Raw genomic sequence first — 15700 nt, forward strand, 5'->3', positions numbered from 1 at the left:
GGCCGACCTCCCTCCGCACATCAGCCTGGCTCGGCTCAACGGATGCTACGCGCAGAAGCTGATCGATTCTGCGCACCGGCGCGCAACTCGGTCCTGTGAAGCCCCGGTGGTCGGTTACCCTGACGCCCGTGGTGGACAGTGCGGTTTCCCCAGAACGTGACGCCCCGGCGCGCACCCCGCAGGTGGTGGTCGACGACGCCGACATCTTCGATGCGCACGAGGGCGGCAAACTCTCGGTGGCGCTGAGCTCGCCGCTGGACACCCAGCGTGCCCTGTCGATCGCCTACACCCCGGGAGTGGCCCAGGTCAGTCGCGCCATCGCCACCGACGCGACGCTGGCGGCGCGGTACACCTGGGCGCACCGCCTGGTCGCCGTCGTCAGCGACGGCAGCGCGGTGCTCGGGCTCGGCGACATCGGACCTGCGGCCTCGCTGCCGGTGATGGAGGGCAAGAGCGCGCTGTTCAAAGCCTTCGGCGGGCTGGATTCGATCCCGATCGTGCTCGACACGAACGACCCCGACGAGATCGTCGAGACGTTGATCCGGCTGCGGCCCACCTTCGGTGCGGTGAACCTGGAGGACATCTCGGCGCCCCGGTGTTTCGAGATCGAGCAGCGGGTGATCGAGGCACTGGACTGCCCGGTGATGCACGACGACCAGCACGGCACGGCGATCGTCGTGCTGGCGGCACTGTTCGGCGCGACCAAGGTGCTCGACCGCGACATGCACACCATGAAGGTGGTGATCTCCGGGGCGGGCGCCGCGGGCATCGCGTGCGCGAACATCCTGCTCGCCAGCGGTATTCGGGACATCACCGTGCTCGACAGCAAAGGCATCGTGTCCTCCGGACGCGACGATCTCAACCCGTTCAAGGCCGATCTCGCGACGCGAACCAACCCGCGGGAGCTACGCGGCGGAATGGCCGAAGCGCTCGCGGGTGCCGACGTGTTCATGGGCGTCTCGGCCGGTCTGGTGCCCGAAGAGCTGATCGCGACGATGGCGCCGGGCGGCATCGTGTTCGCGATGTCCAACCCCGATCCGGAGATCCACCCCGACGTGGCGCGCAGGTACGCCGCCGTCGTGGCCACCGGTCGCAGTGACTTCCCCAACCAGATCAACAACGTGTTGGCCTTCCCCGGCGTGTTCCGCGGCGCGCTGGACGCGGGCGCTCGCCGGATCACCGAGAAGATGAAGATGGCCGCTGCGGAGGCGATCTTCTCCGTCGTCGGTGACGATCTGGCCGTCGACCACATCGTGCCGAGCGCGCTGGATCCGCGAGTGGGTCCGGCGGTCGCAGCAGCCGTCGCCGCGGCATCCGAGGACTGAGACTGCTGCGCAGGACGAGGCGGTTGATCGCCGCACTGACCCTGGTGTGGTGCGTCGCCGCCTGCGCTGGGCGACCTGCGCCGCCGCCGATCCCGGTGGCGACCACCGCGGGACCCGAGGCCGAGCTCGTCGCGCACCTGTACGCCTCGGCGCTGGGTTTCTACGGCAGTGCAGCCCAGGTGCGTGTCGTCGACGATCCGCTCGCGGGCCTGGATTCCGGCGAGGCCACCGTGGTGCCGGGCTGGACCGGTCGGCTCCTCGCACGGTTCGACCCGGATGCGCCGGCGCGCTCGGACGTTCAGGTGTACCGATCGTTGCTGGCCGCGCTGCCGGAGGGGGTGGCTGCCGGTGACTACACCGTGGCAGCGGAGGACAAGCCCGCCGTGGCGATGACCTCCTCGGGTGCGCGAACAGCCGGTGAGGATGTCTCGGCACTGGCCCGGCGGTGTCCCGATCTCGCGGTCGGCGCAGTGAAGGGCTCGTCGTGGCCGACGTCGATCGGTACGTGCACGCTGCCGCGGGCACGTCAATTCGACGACGCGGCAACGATGTTCGCGGCGCTTGTGGCCGGCGAGGTGAGCCTGGCCTGGACGTCGACGGCTGCGCCGGGCGTGCCGTCTGACGTGGTGGTGCTGTCGGACAAGACCTCGCTGATCCGGGCCGAGAACCTGGTGCCGCTGTACCGGCGCAACGTGTTGAGCGAGTCGCAGGTGTTGGCGCTCAACGAGATCGCCGGTGTGCTGGACACGGGATCGCTGGCCGACATGCGGCGCGAGATCGCCGAGGGCGCCGAGCCGGGCCGGGTGGCCGCGCAGTGGCTCGAGGCGCACCCCCTCGGCACCAGCAACTGACGGTCCGTTCGGCGAGCGCGCGGGTCTGCACACCGACACGCCGTAATCCCTGGCCTGCAGCGCGCGCTCGCGCCGATCGAGATCACGCGCCTTGACCGCTCTGTCACTAAGTGACACACTCGGCTGTGACACTAAGTGACAGGAGCTCGATGGTGACCGCCACTATCCCGGCGGGCGCGGCCAACGACAAGCAGGCTCGCGCCCGACTCGAGGTGTCCCGGCATGCGTGCGCTCTGTTCTGGGAGCGCGGGGTGTCGGCCACCAGCGGTGACGACATCGCTGCTGCCGCAGGGCTGTCGACGCGGACGATCTGGCGGTACTTCCGGTCCAAGGAGAGTTGCGTGGAGCCCGTGCTGGCGTTGTCGGCGCAACGCTTCATCGATCTGGCCCGCCGGTGGCCGCCCGAACTGTCGCTCGCCGAGCACATGGCGCTCACCTACACCGAGCACCCGCTGAGTCCGCAGGATGTCGCCGACGAGATCAGTGCTCTGCGGATCACGACCCTGTCGCTCACCGAACCGGCATTACGCACGGCGTACCTGATGGTGCATGACGAGATGGAGCACGCCTTCGTCCCGATCATCGCCGGCCGGCTCGGTCTCGACGAGAACGACCTGAAAGCCCGGCTCTTCTCAGCAGCGGTCACCGCGGCCTTTCGGGTCATCGACGAGGACGTCGGCCACCGGGCCATCGTCGAGAAGGAGAAGATCACCCAGCAGCAAGCCCTGGCGATGATCGACCGTGCGATCAAAGACGCCACCAACGGTCAGTTGGGTGGACCTGTGCCGCACTGACCCTGGATCATTCGAAAACAGTTCTGTCACAACATCATTGACCGTCGAACATGCATCATTTCGACGGGCCGACCTCGTGCGCCCGCAACCAGGAAGAGAAGCCATGTCTGCACCAGACCTGATCCCCGTCGCCGACCTCCTCAGCCCGCCCACCCGAGCCGCCGCGACGATCTCACCCGACGGCACCAGGATCGCGTTCCTCGCGCCGTGGCGAAATCGCCTGAACGTCTGGGTCGAAGATCTCGACGGGGACTACGCGCCGCGCTGCGTGACCGCCGACGACAACCGCAGCGTCCTGCACTACGAGTGGACCGACGACCCCCGATGGCTGATCTATCTGCAGGACGACGACGGCGACGAGAACTGGCACATATTCCGCGTCGATCTCGACCATCCCGGGTCACCTCCCGTCGACCTGACACCGTTCCCCGGCGTCATGGCACTCCCGGTCCGTGAAGTCAAAGGCGGCGCGACGACGGTGATGATGAACAACCGGGAAGCGACACTGCTCGACGTGCACGAACTCGACGTCGCGACCGGAGAGCTCACGCTGCTCGCCGAAAACCCCGGCCACGTGAACAGCTGGCTGAGCAATGACAGCGCCGAGCTGTTCGCCACGTCCCTGACCCCCGACGGCGATCTCGAGTTGTCGCGCTGGGACGGGCAGGCCCTGCAGTGCATCGCGACGTTCGACGGCAGCGATCACCCCGTCGGTATCCACCCCTTGGCCATCACACCTGACGGCACGGGGGTGTGGATGGGGTCCAACCGCGGCAGCGACCGCACCCGTCTCGTTCGCGTCGATCTCGAGACCGGCGTCGAGACCGAGGTCGACAGCCACCCGGAGTACGACCTCGATCCGCGCTCGGCGGTCAGCCCTGTCCTGCCGGGACCCCTCATCTGCGATCGGCGTACCGGCGAGCTGCTGGCCGTGCGGTATTACGCTGAGCGGCAACTGATTCGCGCGCTCGATCCGTCTTTCGGCGAGGTGCTCGCCAATCTGGAAAAGCTTTCCGATGGCGATCTCGGACGTCTGTCCTCGGATGAGGGCGGCCGGCGTTGGGTGGTCAGCTTCAATCACGATCGCGACCCGGGCGCCACCTACCTGTACGACCACGAGACAGGGGGCAGCAGGCTGCTGTTCCGGCCGTTACCGCACCTGGACCCGGCCACCCTGGCCCCGATGCGGCCGATCACCCTCACCGCCCGCGACGGCCTGACACTGCACGGCTACCTGACGCTGCCCGTCGGCGTCGAGCCGCGGGGCCTGCCTCTGGTTCTGGTCGTCCACGGCGGACCCTGGTACCGGGACTCCTGGGGTTTCGACGCCGGCGTCCAACTGCTGGCCAATCGCGGATATGCCGTGCTGCAGGTCAACTTTCGCGGCTCCACCGGGTACGGCAAGGCCTTCCTGAAGGCTGCGATCGGAGAGTTCGCTCACAAGATGCACGACGATCTGATCGACGGCGTCACCTGGGCTGTCGACGAGGATTACGCAGACCCCGACCGCGTCGCGATCTTCGGCGGCTCCTATGGCGGCTATGCCGCGCTCGTCGGAATCACCTTCACCCCCGACGTTTTCACGGCAGCCATCGATTACGTCGGCATCTCGGATCTCGCGAACTTCATGCGCACCCTGCCACCCATCGCGCGTCCGCACCTGGCCAACAACTGGCACGCCTACGTGGGAGATCCCGACGATCCCGAGCAACTGGCCGATATGAAGGCACGCTCGCCGATCACCCGGGTCGATCAGGTCCGCACCCCGCTGTTGGTGATCCAGGGCGCCAACGACGTTCGCGTCGTCCAGGCGGAGTCCGACAACCTGGTCGACGCGCTGCGCGCCCGCGGCGCCGACGTCGACTACCTGGTCCAGTCCACCGAAGGCCACGGCGCCGTCAACCCGGAGAGCACGATCGAGATGTACGAGAAGGTGTCGGACTTCCTGGCCGAGCACCTGGGCGGCCGGACGTGAGCTATTTCGTCAGGCGCGCCACCACGCGCGGGAACATCCCCTGGTAGCCCGCGCCGACGAATCGGATGACGTACTCGAACATCCGCGCGTCGTTGCCGACGAGGATGCGCGCCTTGTTCTTTCGCACCCCATCGAGAATGATCTGCGCTGCCCGTTCGGGGCTGGTCTTGGCCAGGTTCTTGTCGAACTTCTTGGCCAGCTCCCCGGCGTCGAGACCCTCGGCGGCAGTGGCGTTGCGGGCGATCGCGGTCTTGATGCCCCCGGGGTGCACGCAGCTGACCTTGACGGGATGACCCGCCAGCGCCATCTCCTGGCGCAGAGCTTCGGTGAACCCGCGCACCGCGAACTTCGCCGCGTTGTAGGCGGCCTGGCCGGGTACGGAGAAGAGCCCGAACACGCTCGAGACGTTGACGACGTGCCCGTCGCCGGAGGCGATGAGGTGAGGCAGGAAGGCCTTGGTGCCGTTGACGACGCCCCAGTAGTCGACGTCCATCACCCGTTCCATGTCCTTGAACTGGCTGATCTCGATGTCGCCGGTGTACGCGATGCCCGCGTTGTTGTAGATCTGGTTGACCTTGCCGAAGTGCTCGGCGACGCTGTCGGCGTATAGGAGGAAGCTCTCGCGCTCGGTGACGTTGAGGCGGTCGGTCTTGACGGGCGCACCGATGGCCTTGAGCCGCTCCTCGGTGGCGGCCAGACCTTCGGTGTCGACGTCGCTGATCGCCACGCTGGCGCCGGAGCGGCCCAGTTCGATGGCCAGCGCCTGACCGATGCCCGAGCCGGCGCCGGTCACGACGGCCACCTTTCCGGCAAAGCCTTGCATAGCCCACTCCCATCACATGCCGAGGTGCAATTGCAGATCACCCTAGCGGTACCGCCGGTTCCGGGTAGATGGGGGCTTGTCAGCGGCTGCGTACCGCACGGCGTAATGCTCGAGGCGTCGGCTGCGACAATCAGAACGTGAAGTCTCGCAATACCGTGTTCGCCGCATTGGTCGCCGCCCTCGCCGTCGCAGCACCGGCCACCGCCACCATCGCCGCCGCCCCAGCCCAGGCCGATACCGGCGTCGATGTCTTCCTCTCCGCGCTGGACCATTACCGGCTGGGCGACATCGATCCGGCCACCGCGGTCCGCGTGGGCGAGCAGGTGTGCCCCATGCTCGCCGAGCCGGGTCAGAACGCCGCGAACGTGGCGGCGAAGGTCGCCGACGAGCTCGGTCGCCCGCTCGGCCCGGCGACGATGTTCACCGGCCTGGCCATCCAGATCATGTGCCCGCGTGCCGTCAGCGCGCTCACCGACGGGGTGCCGTTCTCGTTCATCCGGTGATCGCTCGGCGCGCCGCGAACGCGCGCAGATGCACGCGGTCCGCGGCGCGTCGGTGTACAAACGCGCTCGCTCGCGGGAGGTGCCCCCAGCTCGCTCGCCGAACCGGACCTAACTGAACGCCTCGTCGATGATCTCCTGCTGCTCGACGGCGTGCACCTTCGACGAGCCCGAGGACGGCGCGGACATCGCCCGCCGCGAGATGCGCTTGATCCCGGCGAGGTGGTCGGGCAGCAGCTCGGGCAGCGTCAGGCCCATCGTGGGCCACGCACCCTGGTTGGCCGGCTCCTCCTGCACCCAGAACTTCTCCTTGGCGTTCGGGTAGCGGTCCAGCGTCTCGGCCAGCCGACGCCGAGGCAGCGGCGCCAGCTGCTCCACACGCACGATCGCGACGTCCTCGCGCTTGTCCTTCGTCTTGCGCGCCGCCAGCTCGTAGTACAGCTTGCCGCTGGTCAACAGGATGCGGGTGACTTTGGACCGGTCGCCGTCACCCTCGTCGTAGGTGGGCTCCTCGAGCACCGACCGGAACTTCTGCTCGGTGAACTCCTTGAGATCGCTCACCGCCGCCTTGTTGCGCAGCATCGACTTCGGCGTGAACACGATCAGCGGCCGGTGGATGCCGTCGAGGCCGTGACGGCGCAGCAGGTGGAAGTAGTTCGCCGGCGTCGACGGCATCGCGATCGTCATCGATCCCTCGGCCCACAGCAGCAGGAACCGCTCGATTCGGCCCGAGGTGTGGTCGGGGCCCTGACCCTCGTGACCGTGCGGCAGTAGCAGCACCACGTCGGAGAGCTGACCCCATTTGGCCTCACCGGAGCTGATGAACTCGTCGATGATCGACTGCGCGCCGTTGACGAAGTCGCCGAACTGGGCTTCCCACAGCACCAGCGCGTCGGGGTTGCCCACCGAGTAGCCGTATTCGAAGCCGACCGCGGCGTACTCGGAGAGCGCCGAGTCGTAGACCATGAACCGGCCGCCGGTCGGGTTGCCGTCGGAGTCCACGGTCAGCAGGTCCAGCGGGGTGAACTCCTTGCCGGTCTTGCGGTCGATGATCACCGAGTGCCGCTGGGTGAACGTGCCGCGGCGGGTGTCCTGTCCGGTCATCCGGATCGTCTTGCCCTCGGCCAGGAACGTGCCCAGGGCCAGCAGCTCACCGAACGCCCAGTCGACCTTGCCCTCGTAGGCCATCTCGCGGCGCTTCTCGAGCACCGGCTTGACGCGGGGGTGCACGTTGAAGTCCTCGTCGAAGGCCAGGTGCGCGTCGCCGATGCGCTGCAGCAGCGACTTGTCGACCGCGGTTTTCATGCCCGCAGGCACCATCTGGTCGGATTCCACCGAGTGGCTGGGCTCCACCGCGTGCTTCTCGAGCTCACGGACCTCGTTGAACACCCGCTCGAGCTGGCCCTGGTAGTCGCGCAGCGCGTCCTCGGCTTCTTTCATCGAGATGTCGCCGCGGCCGATCAGCGCTTCGGTGTAGGTCTTGCGGACCCCGCGCTTGGTGTCGATGACGTCGTACATGTTGGGCTGCGTCATCGACGGGTCGTCGCCCTCGTTGTGCCCGCGGCGGCGGTAGCACAGCATGTCGATGACGACGTCCTTCTTGAACTTCTGGCGGAAGTCCATGGCGAGCTTCGCGACCCAGACCGCGGCCTCGGGGTCGTCGCCGTTGACGTGGAAGATCGGCGCACCGATCATCTTCGCCACGTCGGTGCAGTACTCCGACGAGCGCGAGTCGTACGGCGACGTGGTGAAGCCGATCTGGTTGTTGACGATGATGTGGATCGTGCCGCCGGTGCGGTACCCGCGCAGCAGCGCGAGGTTCAGCGTCTCGGCGACCACACCTTGCCCGGCGAACGCCGCGTCCCCGTGCAGCATCATCGGCACGACGGTGAAATCACCGGCGCCGCCGTCGGCGACCTCGCCGCTCTCGAGCATGTCCTGCTTGGCGCGGACGATGCCTTCGAGCACCGGGTCGACGGCCTCGAGGTGGCTGGGGTTGGCGACCAGAGACACCGCGATGTCGTTGTCGCCGAACATCTGGATGTAGGTGCCGGTGGCGCCGAGGTGGTACTTCACGTCGCCGGAGCCGTGCGCCTGCGACGGGTTCAGGTTGCCCTCGAACTCGGTGAAGATCTGGCTGTAGGGCTTGCCGACGATGTTGGCCAGCACATTGAGCCGGCCGCGGTGCGGCATGCCGATGACGACCTCGTGCAGCCCGTGCTCGGCGGCCTGGTCGATCGCGGCGTCCATCATCGGGATGACGGTCTCCGCGCCTTCCAACGAGAAGCGTTTCTGGCCAACGTATTTGGTCTGCAGGAACGTCTCGAATGCTTCTGCGGCGTTGAGCTTGCTCAAGATGTACTTCTGCTCGGCGACCGTCGGCTTCTCGTGCTTGATCTCGATGCGGTCCTGCAGCCACTGCTGCTGCTCGGGCTCGAGGATGTGGGTGTACTCCACACCGACGTGGCGGCAGTACGCGTCGCGCAGCAGCCCGAGGATGTCGCGCAGCTTCTTGTGCGTCTGGCCGGCGAAGCCGTTGACCTTGAACTCGCGGTCGAGGTCCCACAGCGTCAGGCCGTGAGTGTTGACGTCGAGATCCGGGTGGCTCCGGAAGCGGGTGTTGTCCAGCCGCAGCGGGTCGATGTCGGCCATCAGATGGCCGCGGTTGCGGTAGGCGGCGATCAGCTCGATGACGCGGGCGTTCTTGTCCTCGATCGAGTCCGGGTTGTCGATGCGCCACCGCACCGGCTCGTAGGGGATACCGAGTTCCCGGAAGATCTCGTCGTAGAACTCGTCGTCGAGCAGCAACTGGTGGATGGTGCGCAGGAAGTCACCCGACTCAGCACCCTGGATGATGCGGTGGTCGTAGGTCGACGTGAGCGTCATCAACTTGCCGATGCCGACCTCGTTGATGCGTTCCTCGCTGGCGCCCTGGAACTCCGCCGGGTACTCCATCGCGCCGGCGCCGATGATCGCGCCCTGGCCCTGCATGAGGCGTGGCACCGAGTGCACGGTGCCGATGGTGCCCGGGTTGGTCAGCGAAATCGTCACGCCGGCAAAGTCTTCGGCGGTCAGCTTGCCCTCGCGGGCCCGGCGCACGATGTCCTCGTAGGCCGCGATGAACTGACCGAATCGCATGCTCTCGCAGTTCTTGATGGATGCGACGACCAGCGCGCGCTTACCGTCCTTGCCCTGCAGGTCGATCGCGAGCCCCAGGTTGGTGTGCGCGGGTGTCACCGCGTTGGGCTTGCCGTCGACCTCGGCGAAGTGCCGGTTCATGTTCGGGAACTTCTTGACCGCCTGCACGATCGCGTAGCCCAGCAGGTGGGTGAACGAGATCTTGCCGCCGCGGGTGCGCTTGAGGTGGTTGTTGATGACGATGCGGTTGTCGATCATCGCCTTCGCCGGAATGGCACGCACGCTGGTGGCGGTCGGCACATCGAGCGATGCGGACATGTTCTTGACGACGGCCGCTGCGGCGCCGCGCAGCACCTGCGTCTCGTCGCTGCCGGCAGCCGTATCGGCCGTCTTGGCTGCCGGTTCTTTGCTCTGCGCAGCCTTCTCCGGGGCTTTGTCGGACGGCGCGGACTCTTTTTTCTTCTCCGGAGTCTTCGGGGGCGCCGGGTCGGCGGGCTTCTCGGGGGCCTTCTGCTCGGGAGCCTTCTGCTTCGGCGCGGCCTGCGCGGTGCCGTTGCTGCTCTTCGGCGGCGGCGCCTTGGCGGGTTCGGGTGGGCTCATCGGACCGGAGGACCGAGCCGGCGAACCGTTCGCGCGCGCAGGGGTACTGGCGGCGGCGTCGGTGGTGGGTTCGGGGGAGTAGTCGACGAGGAACTCGTGCCAACTCGGGTCCACCGACGAGGGATCCTCGCGGAACTTGCGGTACATCTCTTCGACCAACCACTCGTTCTGACCGAATGGTGAAGGTGAATTCACGGCTGCTGTTCGCCTCAATTCTTCGTTTCCGGCCAGTGCTCCGCGGCAGCCGGCCACCCCTTAATGAACCCGGTGTGCGGTCACCCGCAATTCCGCCGCATCAAGGCTAGCGCTTCGGCGACCGGGGCGACCAGGCAACGTCTGTATGGGTCGTTGTGGTCATTTCGGACATGACCACGGGGTGAACGCCGACCGTCAGTTGGGCGGCGCGGGAAGCAGATGCAGCGGTGACGGCCAGCGCGGCGGCGGCGCTCCGAACGCGTCGCGGGCGTTCGCCACGATCTTGCGGCTCATCATCCGATTGCCGACGCCCCCGACGACGGCACCGATGCCGACCGGCAGCATCTTGCCGAACATCATCGCACCCCGTTTGAGGGTGTAGCGCTTGACGAAGTACTTGAGCAGGCGGTTGTTCAGCTGCGACACCGCGGGCAGCGGCAGGGAGGCGGCGCCGTCGGACAACCAGCCACCGCTGGTGCGGCCGCGGCCGAGCAGGTCGGCGATCGCGCCCTTGCTGTCGTCGCCGACGAGCACGGCGAGCACCAGCGCGCGCCGACGCTCGCGTTCCTCGGCGGGGATGCCGTGCACTTCCGCGACGGACAGTACGAACACCGCGGTGGCTTCCAGGAACACCACGGTCTCCCCGGCGACCGCGGACATCGCGACCAGCGTGCCGATGCCGGGGAAGGCGGCCGCGGAGCCGACGGCAGCCCCGCTGGCCATCACCGCGGCCGTGTAGTGCTTCTCCAGCTTCGTGATGATCTCGGCGGGGCCGGCGCCGGGGTTGCCCTCACGCAGGCGCGCGACATAGGCACGCACGGCCGGTGCCTGGACCCGGGCGCCGCGTTCGATGATGTTGCTCAGCGCCTTGGCGGCTGCGCTGGGATCGTCCTCGCGTACTGCGGGCTCTTTGCTCTTGGCCCGGGACCATGCACTCATCGAACGGCCTTTCGTCGAGTGGACCTGTTCCCAGGTTAAGCCCTGGAAACACCCGGAAAACGAATCACCGCCCGAGCGGGGTGTCCGGAGGTGACGGCGGTCACTGTTCGCTGTGCGGGGAAGAAACAACTGGAAAGCGGCGCTAATCAATTCCATGGCAGTATCCCCAGACGTGGACGTGACACCGCTGGAGACCGAGATGGGCCGTGGGCCGGCTCGTCAGCCGGCGGTGGGAACGGTGACCGCCCCGAGCCGCCTGCGGATGATTGTGGTGCTGGGCCTGCTGGTCGCGCTCGGCCCGCTGACCATCGACATGTACCTGCCCGCGCTGCCGAGGATCGCCGACGAGCTGTCGGTGTCGTCGTCGGTGGCGCAGTTGACGCTGACCGGCACGCTGGCCGGTCTGGCGCTGGGGCAGCTGATCATCGGACCGCTGTCGGACTCGCTGGGCCGCCGCAGGCCGTTGATCGGCGGCATCGTGCTGCACATGGTGGCGTCGCTGCTGTGCCTGTTCGCGCCGAACATCGCGCTGCTCGGCATCGCGCGGGGTCTGCAGGGTGTCGGTGCCGCGGCGGCCATGGTGGTCGCGATCGCGGTGGTCGGTGATCTGTACAAGGACAACGTGGCCGCCACGGTGATGTCCCGGTTGATGCTGGTCCTGGGCGTGGCGCCGGTCCTCGCCCCGTCGTTGGGCGCGGCGGTTCTGCTCAACGCGTCCTGGCACTGGGTGTTCGCCGCGCTGGTGGTGCTGGCGGGCGCGATTCTGGTGATGGCCGTGCTGGCTCTGCCCGAGACCCTGCCGATCGCGCACCGCCGCCCCCTGAGGGTCGGCGGCATCGCACGCACCTATGTGGAACTGCTGCGCGACACCCGGTTCGTGATTCTGGTCCTGGTGGCCGCTCTGGGCATGTCGGGCCTGTTCGCCTACATCGCTGGCGCCTCGTTCGTGCTGCAGGGCCGCTACGGCATCGATCAGACGGCGTTCGCTCTGGTCTTCGGCGCCGGCGCGATCGCGTTGATCGGGTCGACGCAGTTCAACGTCGTGCTGCTGCGCCGGTTCTCCCCCCAGCAGATCATGGTGTGGGCGCTGGCCGCGGCCTCGCTGTTCGGTGTCGTGTTCATCGCGCTGGCGGCCGCGCATGTGGGCGGGCTGGTCGGCTTCGTCGTGCCGGTGTGGGCGATCCTGGCGGCGATGGGCCTGGTGATCCCGAACGCACCGGCGGTGGCCCTGACGCGGCACCCCGACGCCTCGGGCACCGCCGCGGCGCTGCTCGGCGCGGTCCAGTTCGGCCTGGGGGCAGCGGTTGCGCCGGTGGTCGGCGTGCTGGGCAACGACGAGCTCGCGATGGCCGCGGTGATGGCCGCTGGTGTGGTGATCGCGCTGGTGGCCCTGCTGCTGACGGGCGCGCACCGTTCGCCGGCACCCGACGTGTCGTGATCATCGCGTAGCGTCGGCGCGGTCATGTCCCACCTCGAGTCCCCACCCCCACTGATGGCTGATTGTCTTCCACCATGCTCGATGTCGTGACGCCGCGTACCGGCGGCGCCAACCCCTGGCACGCGCTGTGGGCGCTTCTCGTCGGCTTCTTCATGATCCTCGTCGACGCGACGATCGTCGCGGTGGCGAACCCGGCGATCATGACGGCCCTCGACGTCGGATATGACGCCGTCATCTGGGTGACCAGTGCCTACCTGCTGGCCTACGCCGTGCCGCTGCTCGTGTCGGGTCGACTCGGGGATCGCTATGGCCCGCGCAACGTCTACCTGGTCGGTCTGTCGGTCTTCACGCTGGCCTCCCTGTGGTGCGGGCTGGCCGACAGCATCGGCATGCTGGTGGCCGCCCGGGTGCTGCAGGGCCTCGGTGCCGCACTGCTCACCCCGCAGACGCTGTCGGTGATCACCAGGACGTTCCCCGCTGATCGGCGGGGTGTAGCGATGAGCGTGTGGGGCGCGACGGCGGGGGTGGCCACGCTGGTGGGCCCGCTGGCCGGCGGCGTGCTGGTCGACCACCTGGGCTGGCAGTGGATCTTCTTCGTGAACGTGCCCGTGGGTGTGCTCGGCCTCGTGCTGGCGCTGCGGCTGGTGCCCGCGCTGCCCACACAGAGCAAACAGATCGACGTGCTGGGTGTGGTGCTGTCGGCGGTCGGTCTGTTCCTGATCGTGTTCGCTCTGCAGGAGGGCCAGGCCCATCGCTGGGCGCCGTGGATCTGGGCGGCGATCGGGGTGGGGATCGCGGTGATGGCCTGTTTCGTGGTGTGGCAGTCGGTCACCCGTGGTGAGCCGCTCATCCCGCTGGCGATCTTCGGCGACCGCGACTTCTCGATGTCCAACCTCGGGGTCGCGACGATCGGGTTCGTCGCGACGTCGATGATCCTGCCGCTGATGTTCTACGCCCAGGCCGTCTGCGGTCTCACGCCGACGCGTGCGGCGCTGCTGACCGCACCGATGGCGGTCGCCACGGGCGTGCTCGCCCCGATGGTCGGCAAGATCGTCGATCGCGCGCATCCCCGCCCGGTGATCGGTTTCGGTTTCTCGGTGTTGGCCATCGCGCTGACCTGGTTGTCGATCGACATGACGCCGACGACTCCGATCTGGCGGCTGGTCGTGCCGCTGACCCTGATGGGCGTGGGGATGGCGTTCATCTGGTCGCCGCTGGCCGCGACGGCCACCCGGAACCTGCCGCCGCATGTGGCCGGTGCCGGCTCCGGGGTGTACAACACCACCCGGCAGGTCGGCTCCGTGCTGGGCAGTGCAGGCATGGCCGCGTTCCTGTCGTCGCGGCTGTCGGCGGAGATGCCGGGTGCGGCCGCCGGTACGGGCTCGCCGGAGGCCGGCGTCGGGCAGCTGCCCGGGTTCCTGCACGCCCCGTTCTCCGCGGCCATGTCGCAGGCGATGCTGTTGCCGGCGTTCATCGCGCTCTTCGGGGTGGTGGCGGCGCTGTTCCTGACCGGTGCGGTGGGCCGCCGCTGGGCGCCTGCTGCAGCCGACACCGGCACTGATGCCCGTGCCGCCGCCGACGACGGCCGGGAATGGTCCGATGACTGGGTCGATGACGATGACTACGTCGAGTACGTCGTCGACTGGAGCCACGATCCCGACGCCGACGACACCGATGTGCTGGAGCGGATGACCGACGGCGGTGGGGGCCGGCACGCGCGCGGTTAGCCGCGCTCCATCAGCGCGCTGAGCTGTTCGTTGGTCTTGGTCAGCGCCGTGGTCAGAGCGCTGAACGCGCGATCCCGCACCCGGACCTTGTCGCCGAAATCGGGGAAGAGGTCGCGCAGCACGTTCAGCCGGGCGGCCTTCAGCCAGTCCATCAGCTCCGGGTCTTTCAGCCATCGCACCTGAGCCGTGTTGTCGGCCAGCAGGATTCGCAGCCAATCCACCGGAGCGTCGGGATGTGTGATGGGTGCGCACAGATCGTTGCGGACGCCGTCGTCGGGGTACGCGGCCTCGACGTGGGCGATGAACGCCGAGCTGAACACCTGCTGGCATCCCCGCACGCTCTGCAGCGTGATCTTCTCGCCGTCGAACACCGGTACCGACGGCGGACGCGGCAAGCCCTGTGTCGTGCAGTCCACGTACAACGACGGGGTGGAGACCTCGATCTCGCCGTCACGCAACACGATCCGGTCGTGCTCGGCGCGTTCGAGGTGGCCCAGCCGCACCACGTCGTCGATGAGGCGCAACTGCTCGAGCTCGCGTGAAGACACGATCGCGCAGTGGTACATCGTGGGCGTGACGGCGGGGTCCAGCCGGAACAGGTTGCCGTCGGCTTCGAGGCGTTCGAACAGGTCGTCCAGCGAGGTCGCCTCGGCGATGGCGCTCATCCGCGAGGCGATCGATTCCCGGAAGGACTTCACGAACTGCCCACCGGGCTGGATGTGGGCCCGGTTCATCAGCCAGGAGTCCCGCGGCATGATCCAGCGAATGTGCTGCGGGGAGACACCGGAGCGCAGCAGCCACAGGCAGCAATCCATGCCGGTCTTGCCGCCGCCGACGATCGTGTAGTGCTCACGGCCGGCGGCCCGGCGGGGCAGATCGTTGGGGGTGACGACGTCGAGGCCGTCGGCCACCGAGAACGGCGCCGAGCGCATCGATTGCACCACGGTCAGCAGGTAGGTGGCGTCGACCACGCGGCGTCGCACCGTCACCTGGTGTTCGGTTCCGTCGAGCGTACGAAACCTGTTGTCGCCCAGGTAATGCGAGGACGGGTAGTACGACAGCCGGCCGGTCGGCTGCATCTGGTGGCGCATCACCTGGTCGTAGTAGGCGCACACCTCGTGGCCGGTCGCCAGCTCGAAGAACCCTTCGTTGGGGCCCGATTGGTCGATCCAGTCCTCGTTGCCCAGGGCCCGCGAATTCACGCCGTAGTAGGACGAGGGCTGGTGCAGTCGGACGAACGGATACACCCAGTTCCAGTGCCCACCCGGCTGATGGTTCTCGTCGACGAGCACGACCGTCGCATCGGTCTCGGTGAGCATCGTGTCGACGAACGCCATCCCCATCGCGCCTGCGCCGATCACCAGGTAGTCGGCCTCGATGCTCGTCATCGCCGCC

11 protein-coding genes are annotated in these 15700 nt (G+C 67.8%); 7 read left to right on the forward strand and 4 right to left on the reverse strand.

Annotation, left to right across the window (positions count from 1 at the left end; all coding sequences use genetic code 11):
- Positions 1 to 182 precede the first annotated feature (182 nt).
- From MHN84_RS23765 to MHN84_RS23780, 4 genes are all read left to right on the forward strand, one after another.
- Positions 183 to 1325 carry an NADP-dependent malic enzyme gene (locus MHN84_RS23765; RefSeq protein WP_241207006.1) on the forward strand — a complete coding sequence of 381 codons (1143 nt, stop codon included), beginning with the start codon at positions 183 to 185 and terminating at the stop codon, positions 1323 to 1325.
- Positions 1326 to 1348: 23 nt separating this feature from the next.
- On the forward strand, positions 1349 to 2176 hold the full coding sequence (locus MHN84_RS23770; RefSeq protein WP_241206972.1) for a glycine betaine ABC transporter substrate-binding protein: 828 nt from the start codon (positions 1349 to 1351) through the stop codon (positions 2174 to 2176).
- Between the two features lie 149 nt (positions 2177 to 2325).
- A complete protein-coding gene (locus tag MHN84_RS23775; RefSeq protein WP_241206973.1) occupies positions 2326 to 2970 on the forward strand; it encodes a TetR/AcrR family transcriptional regulator in 645 nt (214 codons plus the stop codon).
- A 103-nt stretch (positions 2971 to 3073) separates the two neighbouring features.
- Positions 3074 to 4945 (forward strand): S9 family peptidase, encoded by a 1872-nt coding sequence (locus MHN84_RS23780; RefSeq protein ID WP_241206974.1) that lies wholly within the window; start codon positions 3074 to 3076, stop codon positions 4943 to 4945.
- A gap of 1 nt (position 4946) precedes the next feature.
- Here the strand turns inward: MHN84_RS23780 and MHN84_RS23785 are convergent, their stop codons facing one another.
- Entirely contained in the window at positions 4947 to 5768 is an 822-nt protein-coding gene (locus MHN84_RS23785; protein ID WP_241206975.1) for an SDR family oxidoreductase, read from the reverse strand.
- Between the two features lie 137 nt (positions 5769 to 5905).
- On the opposite strand from MHN84_RS23785, the gene MHN84_RS23790 reads away from it, so the two are divergent.
- Complete coding sequence (locus tag MHN84_RS23790) at positions 5906 to 6271, forward strand: DUF732 domain-containing protein (RefSeq protein ID WP_374238412.1); 366 nt, start codon at positions 5906 to 5908, stop codon at positions 6269 to 6271.
- A 108-nt stretch (positions 6272 to 6379) separates the two neighbouring features.
- Here the strand turns inward: MHN84_RS23790 and MHN84_RS23795 are convergent, their stop codons facing one another.
- Both MHN84_RS23795 and MHN84_RS23800 read right to left on the reverse strand, forming a co-directional pair.
- On the reverse strand, positions 6380 to 10153 hold the full coding sequence (locus tag MHN84_RS23795) for a multifunctional oxoglutarate decarboxylase/oxoglutarate dehydrogenase thiamine pyrophosphate-binding subunit/dihydrolipoyllysine-residue succinyltransferase subunit (protein WP_241207008.1): 3774 nt from the start codon (positions 10151 to 10153) through the stop codon (positions 6380 to 6382).
- Between the two features lie 243 nt (positions 10154 to 10396).
- A complete protein-coding gene (locus tag MHN84_RS23800) occupies positions 10397 to 11140 on the reverse strand; it encodes a hypothetical protein (RefSeq protein WP_241206976.1) in 744 nt (247 codons plus the stop codon).
- A 154-nt stretch (positions 11141 to 11294) separates the two neighbouring features.
- On the opposite strand from MHN84_RS23800, the gene MHN84_RS23805 reads away from it, so the two are divergent.
- Entirely contained in the window at positions 11295 to 12578 is a 1284-nt protein-coding gene (locus MHN84_RS23805) for a multidrug effflux MFS transporter (protein ID WP_374238413.1), read from the forward strand.
- A 74-nt stretch (positions 12579 to 12652) separates the two neighbouring features.
- Positions 12653 to 14305 carry an MFS transporter gene (locus MHN84_RS23810; protein WP_241206977.1) on the forward strand — a complete coding sequence of 551 codons (1653 nt, stop codon included), beginning with the start codon at positions 12653 to 12655 and terminating at the stop codon, positions 14303 to 14305.
- Here MHN84_RS23810 and MHN84_RS23815 read toward each other — a convergent pair.
- Positions 14302 to 15693 carry an NAD(P)/FAD-dependent oxidoreductase gene (locus tag MHN84_RS23815; RefSeq protein ID WP_241206978.1) on the reverse strand — a complete coding sequence of 464 codons (1392 nt, stop codon included), beginning with the start codon at positions 15691 to 15693 and terminating at the stop codon, positions 14302 to 14304. The genes MHN84_RS23810 and MHN84_RS23815 overlap by 4 nt on opposite strands.
- Positions 15694 to 15700 lie beyond the last annotated feature (7 nt).

This window comes from Mycobacterium sp. PSTR-4-N (assembly GCF_022348085.1).
Classification (GTDB): domain Bacteria; phylum Actinomycetota; class Actinomycetes; order Mycobacteriales; family Mycobacteriaceae; genus Mycobacterium.